Below are 17,365 nucleotides of genomic sequence, written 5' to 3' on the forward strand. Positions count from 1 at the left end.
GTAGCGGGTCTCGTCGTCCTCGATGTTTCGCATCTCGTCCAGTAGGAACGCGACTTCCCTCGGGGTCAGTTTCATGCTCTCAGTTCATTGTCGGAGGGCTTGATGCTGGACTTCAATTCTTTGAGAACGACCTCTGCAAATCGTCTCTGTACCCTTCCCGTGATACAGTTCAAGCGAAGAGCATAGTAAGGCGTTCCTACAAACAGCGGGGTCATCGGGTTCCTGCTCTACGGTTTAGAATGAGTTACCCCCCGAGGGGACACCCTCTGGGTAGTTACCTTACGGGGAACTGACTCCCACCGTTGGAAATTCATGGGCGTTAATTGGCGCGCGGATTGGCCGACACTTCAGAGATGAAATCCGATGAGGGGGGAGTCGAGACGCCAGCAGAGAGAAGGGCGCTGAGATGGGGGGAGGGGTTAGCACACGAGTCGGCAATGCAAGCGCGCTAATTGGTAAATCGGCGCACAATTTTGGGACCGATTTTGTCTGGTTTTAAGGACGAATCCAACCATGGATGAAACTTTATGTCATGTTGAACAGAATCGCAGTCCATGTCCGATGCGCCCCTACGCGAACTCCATGACGCGATTTCGTCTATCCATGACGAGATACGTCAAGAAGGGAGTGAGTTCGACTTTCGGTATTCTCTGGTAGACCATCTGTTCACCGACGCGCTCAACTGGTCCCGAACAGAGGGCGAAGGCCACGTCAACTTCGAGGACGACCGGAAGGACCTGCTGTTCTACGACGACAGCGAACCGCCGTTCCCGGTCATCGTCTGTGAAACCAAGCGCCCCTCGCACGACCTCGACCTCGATGACGTTGAACAGTTAGAAACCTACATGAACGGGGTCGGGAGTGCGAGATACGGGATTCTCACTAACGGGCACGAGTTCCGGCTCTACGAGTACGAATCTGAAAATAGAGAGATTAGTGGCATCGACGGGTTCAACGTTGATGCAGTAGCCAAGACGAACTTCGAGAATCTCTCCGAAGACCAACAAAATGCGCTTGGTGAACTCGAATACCTCCATCGCAGTCGGTACGTAGATTTCGGCGATGCCGAGTACTTCCGTGAGACGTATCAGGAAGTTCCTGTCCAGTACCAACCGGGGACCGACGACGAAGGGTACGAACTGTTCTTGGAGGCCGTCAAGAACTCGCTCGACGAACTCACTGACGTTCTCAAGGTGTTCTTCGATGATTACCGAGAACGCGACGAAGGCTCCTATCCCAAAGACTTCTTGGATTCTACGTTCCCCGATTGGAAGGAGTGGCGCGAATACACGGGTCGGAGCAAGAACGCAAAAGAAGCGTTCTGCCGGGAGACTGCATACATCATCCTGAACCGGGCGCTGTTCGCCCGTATCGCCGAGGACAAGGAAATTGTCGGTCACACGCGGCTCTCCTCCCGAGGGATGGCCGACGAACTGGAACGCGATGAGGACCGCCCGTACCTCGAAGCGCTCATGGACACCTACGACCGCATCGACGACCACTACCCCGACCTCTACGAACTCGGCATCTTCGACTGGTGGTGGGTCGCCAAGGACAAGCGTGGTCAGTTCTCGAAAACGGAGCGGCGGAAACAGCGCGACCTCGAAGACGACCTCAACTACTCGTTGAGTAAGGTCCTCAAGCGGCTCAACCGTTTCAACTTTGGATACGTCAACCGCGACATCCTCGGCCACGTCTACGAGGACTACCTCCCAAAGAAGGAGCGTAAAGAACTGGGTGAATACTACACGCCACTCGAAGTCGTCCAGTTCATGCTCGACTCTGTGGACTACCGTCCGAACGAGGGTATCGGGCGAAAAAAGGTCCTCGACCCTGCCTGTGGGAGTGGGACCTTCCTCACCGAAGTCACAGAGCGCCTCATCCAGCACTTCCTCCGGAAGTTCAACAAGAACAGTATCCATGCGTTGAACGCCGATGAGGCCCGCACGATTCTCGAACGAGTGGAAGAGAACGTCTACGGCATCGACATCAACCCCTTCGCGGCCCATATCACGCAAATTAACCTCCTGTTCCGCACTATCGACCTCTACGACAAGGTCACGGAGAAAGACCCATACTACACGATGGACGGCTTCGAGGTCCACGTCGCAGACACGCTCACACCGACTCTGCGAGAGCAAAAATCGGGAGGGTCGGATGCGGAGACGATGCAGTCTGGACTCGAACAGTTCGCTGGCTACAACGGACGGGCAAAGTCCTTCATCGAAGACAGAAATGCCGTAGACCGAATCAAGGACGACGTGGAGTTCGACGTTGTTGTAGCCAACCCGCCATACGTTCGTATCCAGAACCTCAGCGGGATGAAAGACATCTACTCCTCTCATTACGCTAGCGCAATCAAGAATTTCGACATCTACGTGCCGTTCATCGAGCGTGGAGTGGATTGGTTAACTGACGACGGGAAACTGGCGTACATCTGCCCTGACCGGCTGGTAATGGCAGACTACGCCAAGGCGATTCGAGACCAGTTAGTCGAAGAGCCGATTACCAGCCTGATTGATTTCAAGGAAGCAGATGTGTTTGACGTGCCAACGCCCTATCCCTGCGTCTTCACTCTTGACCGGGAACAGGTAGTTGAAGGCAACAACGTTCGATGTGCGCGATTTGCTGAGAAGAACGATGGAGTCTTGGATGAAATCAGGCATCTTGACGGGTGGAGGACGCCGAAAGATGCTGAAGGATACGAATTATTCGAGTACTCGCAGGACCAGTTAGCAAAGGACAACGAAGGTACCCCGGCTATCTGGAAGCCGATGCCGGACGATGAGCGAGAAGTCTTCGACAAAATTGAAAGTCGGTGTGACTCTCGTCTTGAGAACGTGACTGACGAAGTCTTTCAGGGGATTATTACCGGACGTGACAAATTGTTCGTCGGCGAAATTGTCGGAGACAACGAGGATGGGACAGTCCAGTTCAATCCACCAGAAAGCGACAAACCGTACCCAGTAGAAAAGAAACTCCTACGCCGGTTGCTGAAGGGTAAAGAAATCGACCGATGGAAGACCGATTGGAGTGGTCGTTGGGTAATCTTCCCATACAAAGTTACCAAAGGTAGCGCACGAGTGTTTACCGAAGACGAGTTACAAACAGAGTACCCAAAAACGTGGGACTTTTTCCAAGCTCACGAAACTGCTCTGAAAAGTAGAGAAGGCGGAAAATGGAAAAATAAAGAGCATTGGTGGGGCTTCAGCCGTAAACAAAACATCGAGAAATTTGAACGGGACAAAATGATGGTCGGTGTATTGCGAACCCAACCGTCTTTCGTTCCGGATACTGAAGGGCTGTATTACTTCGTAGGTGGTGGTACTGCCGGTGGGTACGGTATCCATCTTAAAGAGGAGATGACACGCAACGAGGAGGACGTCTTCTATTTCGGTGGACAGATGAACTCAAAATTGACCGAGTTCTATCATAAACACATCAGTTTCATCTTCGGGGACAAACACTACTCCTATGGACAGACCTTCCTCCAGCCACTACCGGTTGAAACCGATTGTGAGGAAAAGAGTAAAATCGCGCAGGTTGCAAGACAGATACGCAACACCTCTGAACAGATAACTGAGTTAGAGGTTAAGACGTCAAAAATTACAAATTACCTTTCGGAAAGCGAGGTAGATTCAACGGTTCTTGACCTTGCTGATTCAATCAACCTCGACGACGACGACTATCGGCAAGGCCCAATTCGGACCAATGACAAGATGGTGGTGAGTTCAGAGAAGGTCTACCAAGTCGTGATGAAACGGGGGCACACTATGGACTTTGGAAATGAGCAGATTCGAGACTTCGTCTTCATGCTCCTCAAAGCGCAGGATAAGCGTCTCGGTCGCACCGAATTACTCAATTTAGCGACCCCTGTGGGTGAGGACGTGGTCGCTCTGATGGACAAGTATCAGTCCGATGAGGCCCGCATAGAAGAACTGGAACAAGAAGTCGAGCAACTGCAAGACGAACTCGACGACCTGATTCTCCGAGACGTGTACGGCCTTGACGACAACGAAGTTGAAGTCGTGGACGACTTCTTGGAGGTCTGGTGAGAAGACGACAACACCGACTTTTTCGAGACCTTCACGGGGCTCGGTAGACCGATAGTTCTGTTGGTACCAAGGGTCGAAATGCCGTCCCCGGTGGCAGGTCCATGTTGTACCTCTCCTTTAGCCTCTTGCTGTCATCCGATGAGGTCGGAGAAAGCCTGCCATAGTTAGTACTGAGTTCGGGGGGAGTAGGACAGTACAGGGAAGTCGGCTAACACAATTTTGTTCCTTTTTCAGAGGCGGAATTCCCCTCTCCATGGAAGGTGGCATCATAACCGCGGCTAAATCTCACGAAATGTAACGTGCGACCCCAAATATGAAAACCACAAATGTATTCTTATTTTAACAAAAGAAAGACGCTCGTCCAATTCAATTGTTTGGTTTCTGTGCCACAGACGGTGTGTCAAGTGTGTCGCATACATCCCCACAGTAGTAACACAGTAGGGTATCCCCCTGTTGTTTGAGTCTCGTGTTTAGATGACGTGTTTACACTAACGTACTCTAACAGCGACCTCATCGGATAGAAACACGGTACTAAACCCCGTTTTTAGAAACCCTCCTATAGTCCTCCCTTTGAGTAACCATCCGATGAACGAGTGGCTACCCTCCAATATTCCGTTCTCTCTGCTGTGTTTCTATCCGATGACGCCGCCTTCTATGAACGTCTTTGGAGCCTGTTTCTACAACGAGTGCGGCTCTCAAGCCGAGATGACTGATTGAGATAGCACAGATAGCGGAAGCCTCATACAACCAGAATCTATTTTATGGCCTCTGACGAGCCCCAGAATCGGTTTCAACAAACTTTGAATGTCTCCCATCATATTTTGAAAAAGAATCGCTCTTGTGCCCGAACAGAGCGTCGGTGGTTCTTTGAGACAGCCGAATGATTGTGAGAGCCACAGAATACACAATATTACAAATACCAAACTTTTTCTGTAATGGGTTGAAAATTAACAATTAAGGAGTGTCTCTCGGCTCGCCGCTTCAGGGCCTCAGTTCATCGGTCGCGTTTCTGCACTTGGTTGCTGCACCAACGAACGCCCGAATCCGTGTATGATAGTAAGCGCGACCACGTGCTAACTGTGAAAATAGAAGGGTTTTGAGAGAAGTTGCATGGGTCAGTCATAATCGAGTGAAGGGAGGTAGGCAATGAATTGTTGCTCGAATTTATCGAGAACGACGAGACATCTAAGCCGAGGGCTGTTTGACCCTCGGTTGTGTCCCGCCGTTCCGGTAGGGCAAACGGAGGACTGGAGCGTGAAAATCGATGCTCCTGTCCGTCGTTTCAGAACGAGTTCTCAGTCACTCAATGGCGAGCAGTTGACTTCGCGCTCTCGCCGCCATCTCGGGGTGGCCCTCCGCCAGCAACTCCGCGATGAGGTGGTACACTCGTTCGACTGGGATGCTCTCCTCGTAGGGCCAGTTCCCCGCCGAAGACGGCATCCGACCCTCAACAACGGCGACGACGTTCTCGGCCTCATCGAGTTCAACCACGGGGAAGTCGTCTGGCTCGTGTACCTCGGAGGCGTTGACGGGGTGATTTTTCCGACCCTCAATCTGTCCGAGATGGATTAACACTCCGTGCTTCCCTTTGAACGGTTTCCCACAGTACGGACAGAGCCGAGCGACCGACTCGGTCTTCCGCTCCTCTGGGTAATTGACTTTGACCTCTCGTGTTCCGACCTCCTCCAGATTTTCGAAGTCGAGATGCGCGGGGATTTCTCCCTGTGGTCCGTGCCCGTCTCCAACACTCCGAAGCACGTGGAGATGCATCCCGCGACTCAACTTCTCAGCCTCACAACCCTCCACGGGACACTTGACGACCTTCTCCGCGTTTCGGTGGGGTTTCGTCGGCGAAGTCATCGGATTTTACCCCATCCTGTCGAGAGCATCCCGACGGTCTTCTACGGGTACTTGGTCGTACTTCATCGTCGTCATGGGGTTCTTGTGGCGAAGTTGGGCCTTCGCCGCGGCGAGGTCCCGTTCCTTGGTCATGTACGTCCCCACAGAGTGCCGAATTGTGTACCACGACATCTTCCGGTTCGCCGTCTCGATACCGGCTTGGTCACAGAGTCGATGCAGTAGCCTCCGAAGGCTTCCTGAGCCGTGAGGGTTCCCGTGGCTCGTCAGCCAGAGTGCGTCAGTTCCCTTGTACCGCTCATACTGCTCCCGTTCCTCCAACCAGCGAGACAGCGACGTTGCGGTTCGCTCCGTGAGGCTGACAGCCCAGTTACCCTCGTTCTTCGAGGACTCGTCTTTCGGGATTCGGAGGATACCGTTTTTCGTGTCAACCCACTCTGTTCGGGCGTTTCGGACCTCGTTGGGGCGAAGACCGGCGTCGAGACTGGTCCAAACGAGCGAAGTGACTTCCCACCCGTTCACTTCGTCCCAGTCCTCGCGGGTGACATCCTCGTACGCCTTCCCGAGGGCGTTCGAGATGTAGAGTTTCCATCCGTTCCGCTCCTCTGCGGTGAGAGAGCCGTAGGCAGGGATGTTCCCCTCGTTGAGTGCCGCCTGTCGGATGGCACGGCGTTCTTCGCGCGTGAGAAAGTCTTGCGGCTGGTGGTTGCCACCAGAGCCGTCGAAAGAGTACTCGAACTCCCACTCGTCGTACCCGTACTCGTGGTGGAGCCACTTCGAAAGGTGTTGGAGACCTTCCTGCGCCTTCCCCTTCGTCACTTGGCTCTTATCGGAGAACGCCAACCAGTCCATGTAGGCGGCGGCGTCATCGGACTGAGGCGGGTACGTGTACTCGTTCTTCTGCTCCCAGAGCCACAGGTCGAAGCGCGCGGTCCGGTACGCCGTCGAGTAAACGGTGTACGGCGAGTACCCTTCGGCCTTCTCGGGGTGCTTCCCAACCTTCAACAGCCATGACAGGAACCGGACTCGCCGGTCTTTGTAGTCTACGAGTTGCTTCTCGTTCAGTACGCCGTCGTGCGATTTTGGGACTACCGGGATGGGTCGTTCCGTATCTAACTCCCCGTTGGTGAATACGCTACAGCGCGAGAGCATGATTGGCAGGTCTTCCATGTTGGTTTCCTGCCGAAGCGAAAATCGAACGACTGCGGAGCCGTCGTATGCGCGGGACAGGGTTCGAACCTGCGAAGGTCTACACCACAGCGTCCTAAGCGCTGCGCCTTTGGCCACTTGGCTACCCGCGCTCGATAGGGTAACGCACCCTTCACCCGCACATTTCCCGCAACATCATATAAACGTCACGAGGAACATCGACCGGTTCCGCCGCGGAGATTATGTGCCGGGAGTGAGAACGACAGTCATGTACAGCGCCCGAGACCAACGAGACAACGAAGAGTGGTTGGCGAGCATCGACGCCGCCGCCGACAGTCTCGAACTCGGAAGCGAGGCCCGCTCGTACGCCTCGGATATGTTTCTCACGCAGCTCCCGGACGAAGACCGCTCCAAAAAGGCCGTCGCAGCAGCGAGTCTCTACGCTGGCGCGCTTATCGCGGGCGAAGAACGCTCGCAGACCGCCGTCGCCGAAACGATGGACGTATCGCGGCTCAGCATCCAACAGCGGTGGAAAGACCTGCTCCGCGAGGCCGGATTCCGCCCGCCGAGTTGGTGAACGTCGACCGTCACTCAGCGGACTCCCCTGTCGGCCCGTACCGACGGGTCAACGCGGCGTAAGTTGCCGCGATAGCGACGATACCGGCGACGATACCCGCCGGAATACCGACGAAAAGAGAGAAGAAAATCCACCGAGCGACGACCTCGGTGACGGCGATACCGACGAGAAACGCGGTGGTGGTGCCAACGACGAAGCTCGCGAACAGCGGATGACGCATAGACGACACTACATCCGAGAACCAGAAAACTATTCGTCGCCTGTCGGCGGCTTCCGACCGCGACCGTCCCGCTTCGGCGTGAGGTTTCCGTGACGGTCAATCTCGCCCATGACGATGCGAGTCGACGAAATCCTGTCGCCGTCTTCGGCCGGAACGTGCTCGACAACCTCGATTTGGAGGGGCTTCAGTCCCTTTTCCTCGCGGATCTGGTTAACCCGCTCGCCACCCGTCTTCGTCTCGGGTGAGACGATGAGCGCGTCGAATCCCGGTTCGGTTGCGATGCCGGTCGGTTCTTCCAGTGTACGGACCTCGAACTCACGGTCGTACTCGTCGGCCAACGGTCGAAGCTCTGTTTCGAGGCTGGTTTTTCGTGTCTCGAAGGGACGAACATAGCGGTCGACGTGACGGGTCTGTGGTGCGAGTTCGTCGCTCGTAAGTCCGACTGTGACGTCACCCAATTCGAACGCTCGTTCGAAGAGTGCGAGGTGTCCATCGTGGACAGGGTCGAACGTCCCGCCCAGCGCGACGTGCATACTCTCGGGGTGGGTGCCCCACGACTTAAGCGGGTCGGGTTAGCGGAGCGACAATCGTCGAACGAACGAGTGACTGCAGGTCGGTTCTCACTCCTCTCGGACAGTGATAGTGACCGGCTCGGTCTCGTCCGAACCGTCGGTGCCGAGGTGTCGGTCGAGATTGAACACGGCGTTCAACTGTTCTTGGACCTGTCCGGAGACGCCCTTGACGAGGTCGCTCGGCGCGATGGCGACGTACTCGTAAGGGTTGTTGCCCGCGCCGGAACTCTTTCGCTTGCGACGCTCGACAGTCTCGTCTTCAGTGAGTTCGGCGAGGGCCTCGCGTACGGTACTCGGGTAGAGACCGGTTCCCGCCGCGACCTCTTCGCTCGTCGAGTGAGGGTGCTGACGGAGATACACGTAGATACGCGCTCGTGTCTCGGTGTCGAGAATCCACGCGAGCAGATCAACCAGTCCATCATCGAACTCGGAGATTGCACAGTCCGCAGGTCCCGTATGTTCTTCCGCTGTCGAATCCGCACTCCCCTTGGTAGTCTGATCCGCAGTCATTTGTTCTACGGAGAAGGTCAAAACTCAGGTCCTAAAAAATGTTTCCTGTCGGGCGCGATAGTCCGGGGAGACAGCCCCGAAAATCGGCGTATCAGTCGAGTGTGAGGTACTCACAGAGCGCGTCGGTTCCGGATTCCTCGTGGATACGTCGCTGGATATTCGCTCCCGATTCGGCAGCGAAGAGGGAGCGAAGGCCGTTTATATCAAGCCGGTCGGACTCCGTCTCGACAAACGATTCGAGGCTGACAACGCCCTCGGAGTTAGGGGTGATAAAGCTCGCATCTCGGCCGTGGCGGGTTGCTCTCCACTTGTTCTCGTCGAGTATCTCCCGTCGAACGTCTGTCCTCGATTCTCCCGACTCGTACCGGTCGGCGAGGTTCAAAACGAGTGTGTAGACGTACTCGACGAAGTCGACCACTCGGTCGGGGTCGGTCTGAGCGTCCGGGGTTCGAATCTCGACCGTTCCGTGGCCCGTGTGAGGGCGCACGTCGTACCAGAGTTCTCCACGGTCGTCTATCGACCCGTGTTCGACCATCCGGCGTTCGAACTGCTGGTAGTCGTCGAAATCGTCGAAGGCGGTCGGCATCCCGGTGTTCGGAAGGTTCTCGAAAATTTTGGCGCGCGCAGATGCGAGTCCCGTATCGAAGCCGTTCCAGAACGGAGAGTTAGCAGAAAGCGCAAGCAGCGGTGCGAGATACCACCGGAGTTCGTTCGCAATCCAGACGGCTTTGTCCGCATCGTCGATGCCGACGTGGACGTGAAGCCCGGCGGTCGTGTTTCGGTGCTGTGGATACTGAATTCGGTCGAGTTGCGCCTGATACCGGGGTTTTGTCGCGTGGTCGAGTTCGCGCCACTTCGCCACGGGATGAAGCCCGGCCGCAGCGATGCGGTACCCGTGGTTCGACGCGTGGTCGACGAGCGCCTCACGAACCGATGTAACGGCGTCAGCAACCTCAGAAAGGTCCTCGATAAGAGGCGTCTGTGTCTCGATAGTGAACTCGAACAGTTCGTGGTCGAGTCGCCCTGAGAGCAGTTCCGGGGGTTCCGGTCCGTAAACCAAGTCGTCGATGCCAGACGTGGGACGACCGTCGGCATCGACGATGTAGAACTCCTCTTCGACGCCGAGCGTACCCATCCGGTCGAAGGCATCCGCCGACCCTAGTTCCATCGCAACGCCGTTAGACGCCCCGAATTAAAAACATCGTGGACCCCGGCGAACGCGTCAGACGATTATGACCTGCAAATAGCGGGCTTAAACACCACCTAACCGGTCTCGCTCGGGAATGGCTAGAATATGAGTTCCCTCACTCCGGCCGTGCAACGATACCGAGGTGGTCCGCGTGGAATCGGTCGAGGCGCCCGGTTTCGAGGATTTCGTAGGCTGATTCGAGTTCGTCGAGGACGTCGTCGAACACGTCGTCAGGGTCGGCGGTCACGTCTTCACTCCGGGCTTTGACGGCCATCAAGAGCCGCCCGTCGTCAGCGAGGAACTGACGGTTGCGGACGGCGACGGTGGCCTGTCCGCGGGTCGCCACGTCCATGACGAGGCAATCGATGCCGGATTCGACGACGTGTGCGTAGGATTCCGGGTCGCGCGCGTCCTTGAGAAGCGGGAAGAGATTGTCCCGGTCTTCGGCGACGCCGACGAGGTCGCGAACCGGACGAGGCGCGAACTCGACTGCGTACGTCGGCCCGGCGAAGTCGGCGACGTGCGAAACCGTCGTCCCCGACGCGGCACCGAGATAGAGCACCGTCTCACCGCCGACGAGACCCGTGTCCATGTCGAGTTCGAGCATCGCGCCGAGTTTCGACCGACCGGCGTCCCACGCGCGCCAACCGTCGGAATCGACCGGCTCGCCGTAAACCGGTTCGCCCCGCGTCGAGAGTCGTTCACGGCCGTCGAAGGTCCGGCGCTCGACGCCAGCCGGAAGCTCCTCAGCTTGCTCGTCGCTCATTGGTCATCCTCCTCGTCGCGGGCGCGAATCGTCGCCATGCGCTCGGCGAGTTCGTCGTGAATCTCTGGACGATAATCCCCTGAGTAGTGGTCGATACGGGCCGCAATGGAGAGTTTTCCGGCGAACGCGCGGGCGGCCGACCCGCGGTCCTGTGGGCGCGTCCCGTGGACGTACTCGTGGGTGAAGATGACGCCGTGTTTGGGCGATGTAGCTCGGCCCTTCAGGTGTGCAAACAGTGCGTCTTCGGCACCGAGCACCTGCACGGTGCCGCTGGGCGCTTTGGCGAGGCTGTCGAGGCCGCCAGCCAGCGAGATGAGACGCGCCGCGAGAACTGGACCGGCCATCTCGGCGAGGTTCGGTGCGGTCGTGGGTGCACGTTCTTCGATGAACGTACGGAGTTGGTCACGTTCGTCGAGGAGGTCGACGGCGCGGGTCGCATAGGAGACAACGCGCTCTTCGGCCGCCGTCGATGGGTCGCGCTCGGCGATGTCGCGGACGCCGTCGAGGCCGCGCGGGACGTTTTCGTAGAGCGTTCCCGCCCATTCGACGACGCGTTCGGCGAGTTCGTTGGCAGTTCGTTCAGCGTCGTCCATCGCGCGCACCGCGTGGGCGAGTTGCACGTCGTCGGCGCGCTCGCGCTCGGCCACTGCGTCGCGGGCGGCAGCGAGCGTCGCCGAACGGAGTTTGGCGTAGTAGTCGGTCTCGTCGGCAGCGAACCCGTCTTCGACGGCCTCAGCGGGCCATTCCTCGGGGGAATCGGTGCGCCCCTCTCGGATGCGCTGTGCCCCCGATTCGGGGTTGTCAGGGTTCGCGCCGGCGAACCATGCGTCTGTCATACTGGCGGATTGCGCCCCATCCGGGTAAAAGGACACGGACCCACGAGCAGTGGTATACCCCACGTACCGTGGTAAGTTTTAACACACCGTGTTGCGTACGAATGGTCGATGGAACGGGCATCGTACGTCTGTCGTGAGTGTCAAACGACCGTGAGCGCCGCATCGTACCGTGCAACCTGCCCACAGTGCAGCGGCGAACTTCGACCCGCGTCGGTGACTGGTCACCGGCAGGCCGGAGATTGAACGGGACACACGGGTCGTCCGACCCGAGCGTCATTCGCTCGATTGCAGTGACGACAGACGACCTCGTGACCGCCCTCGAAGCGAACCGGCGAGGAAGTCAACCCGTCGTTCTCCGCGTAACACCGCCCTTCTATGGGCGGATGCGAGCGCGTATCCACCTCACCGGCGGTGAGTCCTCAGACTACGGTGACCCGTCACCACTCCACCTCGACCCGCACGTGTTCGTGGCGGACAGCGCTCCGTCCTATCCGGAAGTCGATGAGACCCGACCAGACCCTTACGAGATTGACGAACACCACGAGCGCCACACTGAAGCCGTACAGGAGTGGCGTACGTCGATTCGGGAGCATCTCCGCGACTCGGTCGACATTCCGACCGAGGATGGTCCGCACGAAGTCGAGGTGAAGTATCTCGGATGAGTCGCGAGCGTAACGCAGGTAATTCTCGCCTGAGACAATCGCTGGGAGCGAACCATTTTTTCAGCGTCGCATACACCTAGCGACATGAGCACCGACGAGTACCGTCGCGGCAGGGCGGTCGAACGCGAGCGCCAAGGGAAACAGCGACCGGTTCGCGGCCGGTACCGAGGCGTATTGCCTATTATTTACGCTATTGGACTCGTCATATTCACCGTCGTCTCGCTTTACATCGGCCCGGAACCGGCGTTCGCCGTCTATCTCGTCACCCACGTGTTCTACGCGGGTCTCGTCCGCGCCGATATCAACTCGCTCCGCGGACAGGGTATCGAATGGGGGCTTTCGCGCCATCTCTGGTTCGGCGCGGCGTTCGCCCTGCCGTTCGTCGCCCCCGCGTACTACCTCTACAGTAGACGCGTCATCCGCCGCGAAAACGAGTCGCGGGAACTGGTTGCGTAATCAGCGACCGTAACAGGGCCAGCAACCGACCAACAACTGACAATGGGCTGTCTCCTGTGTAGCCACCGAACTTATACCCGGTGAGCGGAAACTCCGGAACAATGACTTCCAGACGTACGGTTGCGACCCTCGCTCTCGCAGCGCTCATTGTCATGAGTGGCTGTATCGGGTTCTTGACGGGCGAAGAGTCGCTCACGTTTGAATCCGAACCGGCCGCGACCGATTCGACAGTCGCATCGAATGCCGGGTATTCGACGAACGGGACGCAGACGTTCCAGGTGAATCGCACGCTGAGCGTCGCCGGTGCAGAGCGTCAGGTCGCCGCCAGTAACCACATGACGACGTACGAGAAGTCCATCGACCTCGGCTTCTTCGGCGAGGCCAAACTCGGCATGTTTAGCGTCATCTCTACGCCTGCCGTGGAAGTCGCTGGCAAGGCACGGAACCCAATCGGCGACTACTCTAACGACCAACTGGTCGGACTCGTCGACAGCCAGTATCAGGGACTCAAGGATGTCGAACAGGTGAGTTCCCGGGATGTACAGATGCTCGGTGAGCAGGCCAACGTAACCAAGTACAGCGCCACCGCGAAATTCGGTGGGCAAGACGTCGATGTGTACGTCCACGTGACTAAGGTCCGCCACAATGAGGACTTCATCGTGGCAATCGGCATGTATCCACAGCAACTCGACGGCGAGGAGAAGAATATCCTCGAACTGATTCGCGCTGTCGAACACCCGTCCGAAGCATAAACTCAGACAAGCCTTTTTCTCGTTGACGCGGGTCGGTACACTATGACTCGCGTGCGGACCGCAGGTATCGGCGTTACAGTACTCGGCGTGGTCGGCTACGGTGTGGGAACGTTCTTCGCGTATCCAGGTCGCGCATTCTCTGTGACAGCCATGATGGTCGGAATCACACTGTGGGCTATCGGAGGAGACGCATGATTTCGGCACTCGTCTACGATGACGGTGGGGTGACGAACTACGATGAGACGGAGCTAAACGCAGCGCGCAACGCTGAGGGAACGACGTGGGTTCGAGCGACTATAGCGGACGATTTCGAGCGCGTCGCGGAGACGTTCGGAATCCACCCACTAACCGTCGAAGACGTGCGGAACGACTCCCGTCCCAAGACCGAAGAATACGACGAGTACACGTTCGTCATCGTCCGAGTGGCGATACTTCGGAAAGGAGAGCAGATATTCGAAGAGGAGGTTCAGACGAACCCCGTCGGGCTCTGTTTCGGTGATGATTGGCTCGTCACCCTCACACGTCAGGAGTTAACGCCCATTGACAGAGTGTGGGAGGCCATCGAACAAGAGAAACGTCGGATGCTCCGATTTGGACCGGACTTCGTGGCCTACCGCGTCGTCGACCGGACCGTCGACGAGTACTTCGACCTATTGGATGAAGTTGGAGAAGAAATCGAACTCATCGAGGATAGTCTCTTAGAGGGAGCAAACCCAGAAGTTCTCGAAGGGTTGAATGCAGTCAGACGTGACCTACTCTCGTTTCGAAAAACGGTGTGGCCCACACGTGAAGCCGCAGGCGTACTCGCCCGTGGCGACCCGGAGTACGTCCGCGAGGAGACAGAGAAATACTACCGGGACGTATACGACCACCTCGTCGAAGTAGTCGACCTCACGGAGACGTACCGCGAACTCGCACGTGGGGCCCGAGATATCTACCTAAATACGCTTTCGCAGTCCACAAACGAGGTGATGAAGACGCTCACCGTCGTCGCAACTATCATCCTCCCGCTCACGCTCGTGGTCGGAATCTACGGGATGAATTTCGACCCCACCGCGTCAGCGTTCAATATGCCCGAACTCGGCTGGGAATACGGCTACGTGGCCACGATGCTCGGAATGGCTCTCGTCTCGACGATCTTACTCGTCTATTTTCAGATAGAGAACTGGCTCTAACTGGACGAAAGAGATTTACTACCCGAATTTTTGTGTAGGACGGCCTGTTTTCGCCCTCGTCAAACCGGAAAAGCAACGACATCGTGCGGTTTGTCCACATGGTATCGTCGAAACATTTATATGAGTTTCGAACTTACTGTTGGTAAGGCCAGTCCAAGCCGGATTATTCTTTCGTCTTCTAAGGGCCTTCCGGCCGAGACGTATCAGCGCCTACCACCCCACAATGAGCGATATTACCACCCGAACCTACAGTACCGACGCAAAGGCCCGGGACGTAACCTCCCGCGAGTCCGAGCAAGACGAGCGACAGGAAGAAGAGGAACAGGTATGCCCTGAGTGTGGCGGCAATCTCGTCCAAGACGACGAACACGGCGAAACCGTCTGTCAAGAGTGTGGTCTTGTCGTCGAGGACACTGTCGTCGACCGCGGTCCCGAGTGGCGCGCATTCGACGCCTCCGAGCGAGACAGCAAGTCTCGCGTCGGTGCGCCGACCACGAAGATGATGCACGACAAGGGGCTTTCGACCAACATCGGCTGGCAGAACAAAGACGCCTACGGCAAGTCCCTCTCGCCGCGCCAGCGCGAGCAGATGCAGCGTCTCCGTACTTGGAACGAGCGCTTCCGCACTCGCGACTCCAAGGAACGGAACCTCAAGCAGGCACTCGGCGAAATCGACCGCATGGCCTCGGCCCTCGGTCTCCCGGAGAACGTCCGCGAGACCGCATCGGTCATCTACCGCCGTGCCCTCAACGACGACCTGCTCCCCGGCCGTTCCATCGAGGGCGTTGCCACCGCGGCGCTGTACGGTGCCGCCCGCATGGCGGACACCCCTCGCTCGCCCGACGAACTGGAGAAAGTCTCCCGCGTCGATAAGATGGAACTCACCCGGACGTACCGCTATATCGTCCGCGAGCTGAAGCTCGAAATCAAGCCCGCAGACCCCGAACAGTACGTCCCGCGGTTCGCCAGCGAGCTCGACCTCTCCGACGAGGCGGAGCGGCAGACACGACAGCTCCTCCGCGACGCGAAAGAGACGGGTATCCACTCCGGTAAGTCGCCGGTCGGTCTCGCCGCCGCCGCGGTCTACGCGGCCGCCTTGCTCACCAACGAGAAGGTGACCCAGAGTGAGGTCTCGAAAGTCGCCGACATCTCCGAAGTGACTATCCGAAACCGCTACAAGGAGCTTCTCGAAGTACAGGACGGAAGCCTGCTCGGATAAGTGGGTTGGGTGGGCTCGGTGGCCCGTGCTTTTTCTTAATTATGCGAAACCGTGACAAGATTTATCCGCACTCCCAGAGCATATCCGGGTATGGTTGAAGCGTTCGTCCGACTCTTGTGCCCCGAATGTGGAAAGGACTGGGAGACGAATCCGACCGAACTCCCCGCTCACCGTGACAACTTCTCGTGTCAGGGATGCGGAGTGACGCGGCGTACTGCTGAATTCATGCGAACGGAGCGTGACCTCCAGACGCTCAAACAGTTCGAGTAAAACCAGAGTGTACGTGGGACAGTAAGGAAAACAAGTCGAATTTTCAGATATCAGGAATGGCAGAGAGCGCACCGCACGCGTCACACTTCAACACGTCGGCACCCTGTTCGGTGACGATACGCGTGTCAGGCGAACCGCACTCACTGCACAGAACGAACGACTCGACATAGTCTTCGAGTGCCTCGGCGATTCGGCGCTGCCTAAACTCGCCGGTAAACCGTGCTCGCCCCTTGTCGTCAATCTGCGCGCTCGTCCCCAGTTCTGACTGGAAGAACTTCACGACGTGGTCTGCATCGCGTGCGAGTCGGTCGTACGTCTCCGCAAAGTTCTCGTAGACCGTGACGCTGCCCTCCTGCCGGACCGTCGGGTCGGGGACGGTAAAACGGTCGCCACTTTCTGCGACATCCGGCGTCTCCGAAAGCGCCCGGTCCAATTGCTCGTCGTAGTCCATACTCGAATGTACACACAGCACCGCCTAAAATATTCACGACCACCTGACGGTGCGCGCGCTACATAGCTATATAAATGACTCATGATATTCTCCCGTGATTCTCCACCGATGACCGCAAACACAAAACTAATTGAAAGAGTTCAAACAGTAAATTTCCCGTGAGACACCCATAATCGGCGGTTTAAGCAGGACGGGTGCTAACGTGACTCAAGATAATACTATATCCCTCCGGTCTCAAGCCGTGTTTGCTCATGAAGAAGCAGGAACTCATCCACCTGCACGGCCTGCTCGCAGAAGTGCACACCCAGATTGAGGCGTGGGAAGACGAGAAATTCAGTCTTGCCGAGTATAACGAACTCGGCGTACGACCGACATCTATCCACAAATCTAAGACGGACCACAAAGCAGCCGTGTTTAAATTGGCAAAAGGAATCACCGGAGCGATGCGCGAAGCCGAACCAGAACCAATCGCTCCACAAGCCGACTGAATCGAGACAAGAAACGCGTTCTCCTCCACGAAGTAACAAACAGAGAGCGACTGCGTCGTCGTCTTCGACGCGCTGCCGCCCGCGAGCAACGGCTGTGTGGTTTCGGCAGATGCAGGTGGGCGAGTTTCAGAAGCTAGCCAGTCCGAGTGTTTAGGGAAGTA

At 57.2% G+C, this 17,365-nt stretch carries 20 protein-coding genes and 1 tRNA gene; 11 read left to right on the plus strand and 10 right to left on the minus strand.

Features of this window, described 5'->3' with window-relative positions; genetic code table 11:
* Positions 1 to 554 precede the first annotated feature (554 nt).
* Positions 555 to 4,055, plus strand: coding sequence for an Eco57I restriction-modification methylase domain-containing protein (locus QT222_RS18700; RefSeq protein WP_491478043.1), 3,501 nt, complete (start codon positions 555 to 557; stop codon positions 4,053 to 4,055).
* Positions 4,056 to 5,354: 1,299 nt separating this feature from the next.
* Here the strand turns inward: QT222_RS18700 and QT222_RS18705 are convergent.
* From QT222_RS18705 to QT222_RS18715, 3 genes are all read right to left on the minus strand, one after another.
* Positions 5,355 to 5,915, minus strand: a complete 561-nt coding sequence (locus QT222_RS18705) for a hypothetical protein (protein WP_491478044.1) — start codon at positions 5,913 to 5,915, stop codon at positions 5,355 to 5,357.
* Between the two features lie 6 nt (positions 5,916 to 5,921).
* Complete coding sequence (locus tag QT222_RS18710; RefSeq protein WP_491478045.1) at positions 5,922 to 7,082, minus strand: tyrosine-type recombinase/integrase; 1,161 nt, start codon at positions 7,080 to 7,082, stop codon at positions 5,922 to 5,924.
* A gap of 48 nt (positions 7,083 to 7,130) precedes the next feature.
* Positions 7,131 to 7,213, minus strand: a tRNA-Leu gene (locus tag QT222_RS18715).
* Between the two features lie 116 nt (positions 7,214 to 7,329).
* Between QT222_RS18715 and QT222_RS18720 the strand changes: the two genes are divergently transcribed.
* Positions 7,330 to 7,638 carry a transcription initiation factor IIB family protein gene (locus QT222_RS18720; protein ID WP_004056626.1) on the plus strand — a complete coding sequence of 103 codons (309 nt, stop codon included), beginning with the start codon at positions 7,330 to 7,332 and terminating at the stop codon, positions 7,636 to 7,638.
* A gap of 10 nt (positions 7,639 to 7,648) precedes the next feature.
* Here QT222_RS18720 and QT222_RS18725 read toward each other — a convergent pair whose 3' ends face one another.
* The 6 genes from QT222_RS18725 to QT222_RS18750 all read right to left on the minus strand — a co-directional run bounded on the left by QT222_RS18725 (position 7,649) and on the right by QT222_RS18750 (position 11,731).
* A complete protein-coding gene (locus QT222_RS18725; protein WP_004056624.1) occupies positions 7,649 to 7,858 on the minus strand; it encodes a DUF8147 domain-containing protein in 210 nt (69 codons plus the stop codon).
* A 29-nt stretch (positions 7,859 to 7,887) separates the two neighbouring features.
* Entirely contained in the window at positions 7,888 to 8,391 is a 504-nt protein-coding gene (locus QT222_RS18730) for a phosphopantetheine adenylyltransferase (RefSeq protein WP_004056622.1), read from the minus strand.
* An 87-nt stretch (positions 8,392 to 8,478) separates the two neighbouring features.
* Positions 8,479 to 8,940 (minus strand): winged helix-turn-helix domain-containing protein, encoded by a 462-nt coding sequence (locus tag QT222_RS18735; RefSeq protein ID WP_004056621.1) that lies wholly within the window; start codon positions 8,938 to 8,940, stop codon positions 8,479 to 8,481.
* Positions 8,941 to 9,031: 91 nt separating this feature from the next.
* Positions 9,032 to 10,108 (minus strand): glutamate--cysteine ligase, encoded by a 1,077-nt coding sequence (locus QT222_RS18740; protein WP_491478046.1) that lies wholly within the window; start codon positions 10,106 to 10,108, stop codon positions 9,032 to 9,034.
* A gap of 136 nt (positions 10,109 to 10,244) precedes the next feature.
* Positions 10,245 to 10,895 carry a fibrillarin-like rRNA/tRNA 2'-O-methyltransferase gene (locus tag QT222_RS18745; RefSeq protein ID WP_004056617.1) on the minus strand — a complete coding sequence of 217 codons (651 nt, stop codon included), beginning with the start codon at positions 10,893 to 10,895 and terminating at the stop codon, positions 10,245 to 10,247.
* Positions 10,892 to 11,731, minus strand: a complete 840-nt coding sequence (locus QT222_RS18750; protein ID WP_004056615.1) for an NOP5/NOP56 family protein — start codon at positions 11,729 to 11,731, stop codon at positions 10,892 to 10,894. Before QT222_RS18750 ends, QT222_RS18745 begins: the two co-directional genes overlap by 4 nt.
* Before the next feature lie 108 nt (positions 11,732 to 11,839).
* On the opposite strand from QT222_RS18750, the gene QT222_RS18755 reads away from it, so the two are divergent.
* From QT222_RS18755 to QT222_RS18790, 8 genes are all read left to right on the plus strand, one after another.
* On the plus strand, positions 11,840 to 11,974 hold the full coding sequence (locus QT222_RS18755) for a rubrerythrin-like domain-containing protein (protein WP_137685672.1): 135 nt from the start codon (positions 11,840 to 11,842) through the stop codon (positions 11,972 to 11,974).
* Positions 11,971 to 12,393, plus strand: coding sequence for a DUF8009 family protein (locus QT222_RS18760; protein WP_004056612.1), 423 nt, complete (start codon positions 11,971 to 11,973; stop codon positions 12,391 to 12,393). The genes QT222_RS18755 and QT222_RS18760 overlap by 4 nt, the downstream gene beginning before the upstream one ends.
* An 84-nt stretch (positions 12,394 to 12,477) precedes the next feature.
* Positions 12,478 to 12,849 carry a hypothetical protein gene (locus QT222_RS18765; protein WP_004056610.1) on the plus strand — a complete coding sequence of 124 codons (372 nt, stop codon included), beginning with the start codon at positions 12,478 to 12,480 and terminating at the stop codon, positions 12,847 to 12,849.
* 101 nt (positions 12,850 to 12,950) lie between these two features.
* On the plus strand, positions 12,951 to 13,601 hold the full coding sequence (locus QT222_RS18770; protein WP_491478047.1) for a DUF6517 family protein: 651 nt from the start codon (positions 12,951 to 12,953) through the stop codon (positions 13,599 to 13,601).
* A 42-nt stretch (positions 13,602 to 13,643) separates the two neighbouring features.
* Complete coding sequence (locus QT222_RS18775; RefSeq protein WP_004056606.1) at positions 13,644 to 13,796, plus strand: hypothetical protein; 153 nt, start codon at positions 13,644 to 13,646, stop codon at positions 13,794 to 13,796.
* Entirely contained in the window at positions 13,793 to 14,776 is a 984-nt protein-coding gene (corA, locus tag QT222_RS18780; RefSeq protein ID WP_004056604.1) for a magnesium/cobalt transporter CorA, read from the plus strand. The genes QT222_RS18775 and corA overlap by 4 nt, the downstream gene beginning before the upstream one ends.
* Before the next feature lie 223 nt (positions 14,777 to 14,999).
* Positions 15,000 to 15,995 carry a transcription initiation factor IIB gene (locus QT222_RS18785; RefSeq protein ID WP_491478048.1) on the plus strand — a complete coding sequence of 332 codons (996 nt, stop codon included), beginning with the start codon at positions 15,000 to 15,002 and terminating at the stop codon, positions 15,993 to 15,995.
* A 90-nt stretch (positions 15,996 to 16,085) separates the two neighbouring features.
* Positions 16,086 to 16,265 (plus strand): DUF7836 family putative zinc-binding protein, encoded by a 180-nt coding sequence (locus tag QT222_RS18790; RefSeq protein ID WP_004056599.1) that lies wholly within the window; start codon positions 16,086 to 16,088, stop codon positions 16,263 to 16,265.
* A 43-nt stretch (positions 16,266 to 16,308) separates the two neighbouring features.
* On the opposite strand, the gene QT222_RS18795 is transcribed toward QT222_RS18790, so the two are convergent.
* Positions 16,309 to 16,716, minus strand: a complete 408-nt coding sequence (locus QT222_RS18795) for a translation initiation factor IF-2 subunit beta (RefSeq protein WP_491478049.1) — start codon at positions 16,714 to 16,716, stop codon at positions 16,309 to 16,311.
* A 251-nt stretch (positions 16,717 to 16,967) separates the two neighbouring features.
* Here QT222_RS18795 and QT222_RS18800 point away from each other — a divergent pair, with 251 nt between their 5' ends.
* Positions 16,968 to 17,204, plus strand: a complete 237-nt coding sequence (locus tag QT222_RS18800; protein WP_004056595.1) for a UPF0058 family protein — start codon at positions 16,968 to 16,970, stop codon at positions 17,202 to 17,204.
* Positions 17,205 to 17,365 lie beyond the last annotated feature (161 nt).

Source organism: Haloferax sp. s1 (assembly GCF_058382125.1).

Bases quoted from the DNA above. Each gene is read 5' to 3' on its own strand.
- QT222_RS18700 (WP_491478043.1), top strand. From the start codon at position 555: ATGTCCGATGCGCCCCTACGCGAACTCCATGACGCGATTTCGTCTATC.
- QT222_RS18705 (WP_491478044.1), bottom strand. From the start codon at position 5,915: ATGACTTCGCCGACGAAACCCCACCGAAACGCGGAGAAGGTCGTCAAG.
- QT222_RS18710 (WP_491478045.1), bottom strand. From the start codon at position 7,082: ATGGAAGACCTGCCAATCATGCTCTCGCGCTGTAGCGTATTCACCAAC.
- QT222_RS18720 (WP_004056626.1), top strand. From the start codon at position 7,330: ATGTACAGCGCCCGAGACCAACGAGACAACGAAGAGTGGTTGGCGAGC.
- QT222_RS18725 (WP_004056624.1), bottom strand. From the start codon at position 7,858: ATGCGTCATCCGCTGTTCGCGAGCTTCGTCGTTGGCACCACCACCGCG.
- QT222_RS18730 (WP_004056622.1), bottom strand. From the start codon at position 8,391: ATGCACGTCGCGCTGGGCGGGACGTTCGACCCTGTCCACGATGGACAC.
- QT222_RS18735 (WP_004056621.1), bottom strand. From the start codon at position 8,940: ATGACTGCGGATCAGACTACCAAGGGGAGTGCGGATTCGACAGCGGAA.
- QT222_RS18740 (WP_491478046.1), bottom strand. From the start codon at position 10,108: ATGGAACTAGGGTCGGCGGATGCCTTCGACCGGATGGGTACGCTCGGC.
- QT222_RS18745 (WP_004056617.1), bottom strand. From the start codon at position 10,895: ATGAGCGACGAGCAAGCTGAGGAGCTTCCGGCTGGCGTCGAGCGCCGG.
- QT222_RS18750 (WP_004056615.1), bottom strand. From the start codon at position 11,731: ATGACAGACGCATGGTTCGCCGGCGCGAACCCTGACAACCCCGAATCG.
- QT222_RS18755 (WP_137685672.1), top strand. From the start codon at position 11,840: ATGGAACGGGCATCGTACGTCTGTCGTGAGTGTCAAACGACCGTGAGC.
- QT222_RS18765 (WP_004056610.1), top strand. From the start codon at position 12,478: ATGAGCACCGACGAGTACCGTCGCGGCAGGGCGGTCGAACGCGAGCGC.
- QT222_RS18770 (WP_491478047.1), top strand. From the start codon at position 12,951: ATGACTTCCAGACGTACGGTTGCGACCCTCGCTCTCGCAGCGCTCATT.
- QT222_RS18775 (WP_004056606.1), top strand. From the start codon at position 13,644: ATGACTCGCGTGCGGACCGCAGGTATCGGCGTTACAGTACTCGGCGTG.
- corA (WP_004056604.1), top strand. From the start codon at position 13,793: ATGATTTCGGCACTCGTCTACGATGACGGTGGGGTGACGAACTACGAT.
- QT222_RS18785 (WP_491478048.1), top strand. From the start codon at position 15,000: ATGAGCGATATTACCACCCGAACCTACAGTACCGACGCAAAGGCCCGG.
- QT222_RS18790 (WP_004056599.1), top strand. From the start codon at position 16,086: ATGGTTGAAGCGTTCGTCCGACTCTTGTGCCCCGAATGTGGAAAGGAC.
- QT222_RS18795 (WP_491478049.1), bottom strand. From the start codon at position 16,716: ATGGACTACGACGAGCAATTGGACCGGGCGCTTTCGGAGACGCCGGAT.
- QT222_RS18800 (WP_004056595.1), top strand. From the start codon at position 16,968: ATGAAGAAGCAGGAACTCATCCACCTGCACGGCCTGCTCGCAGAAGTG.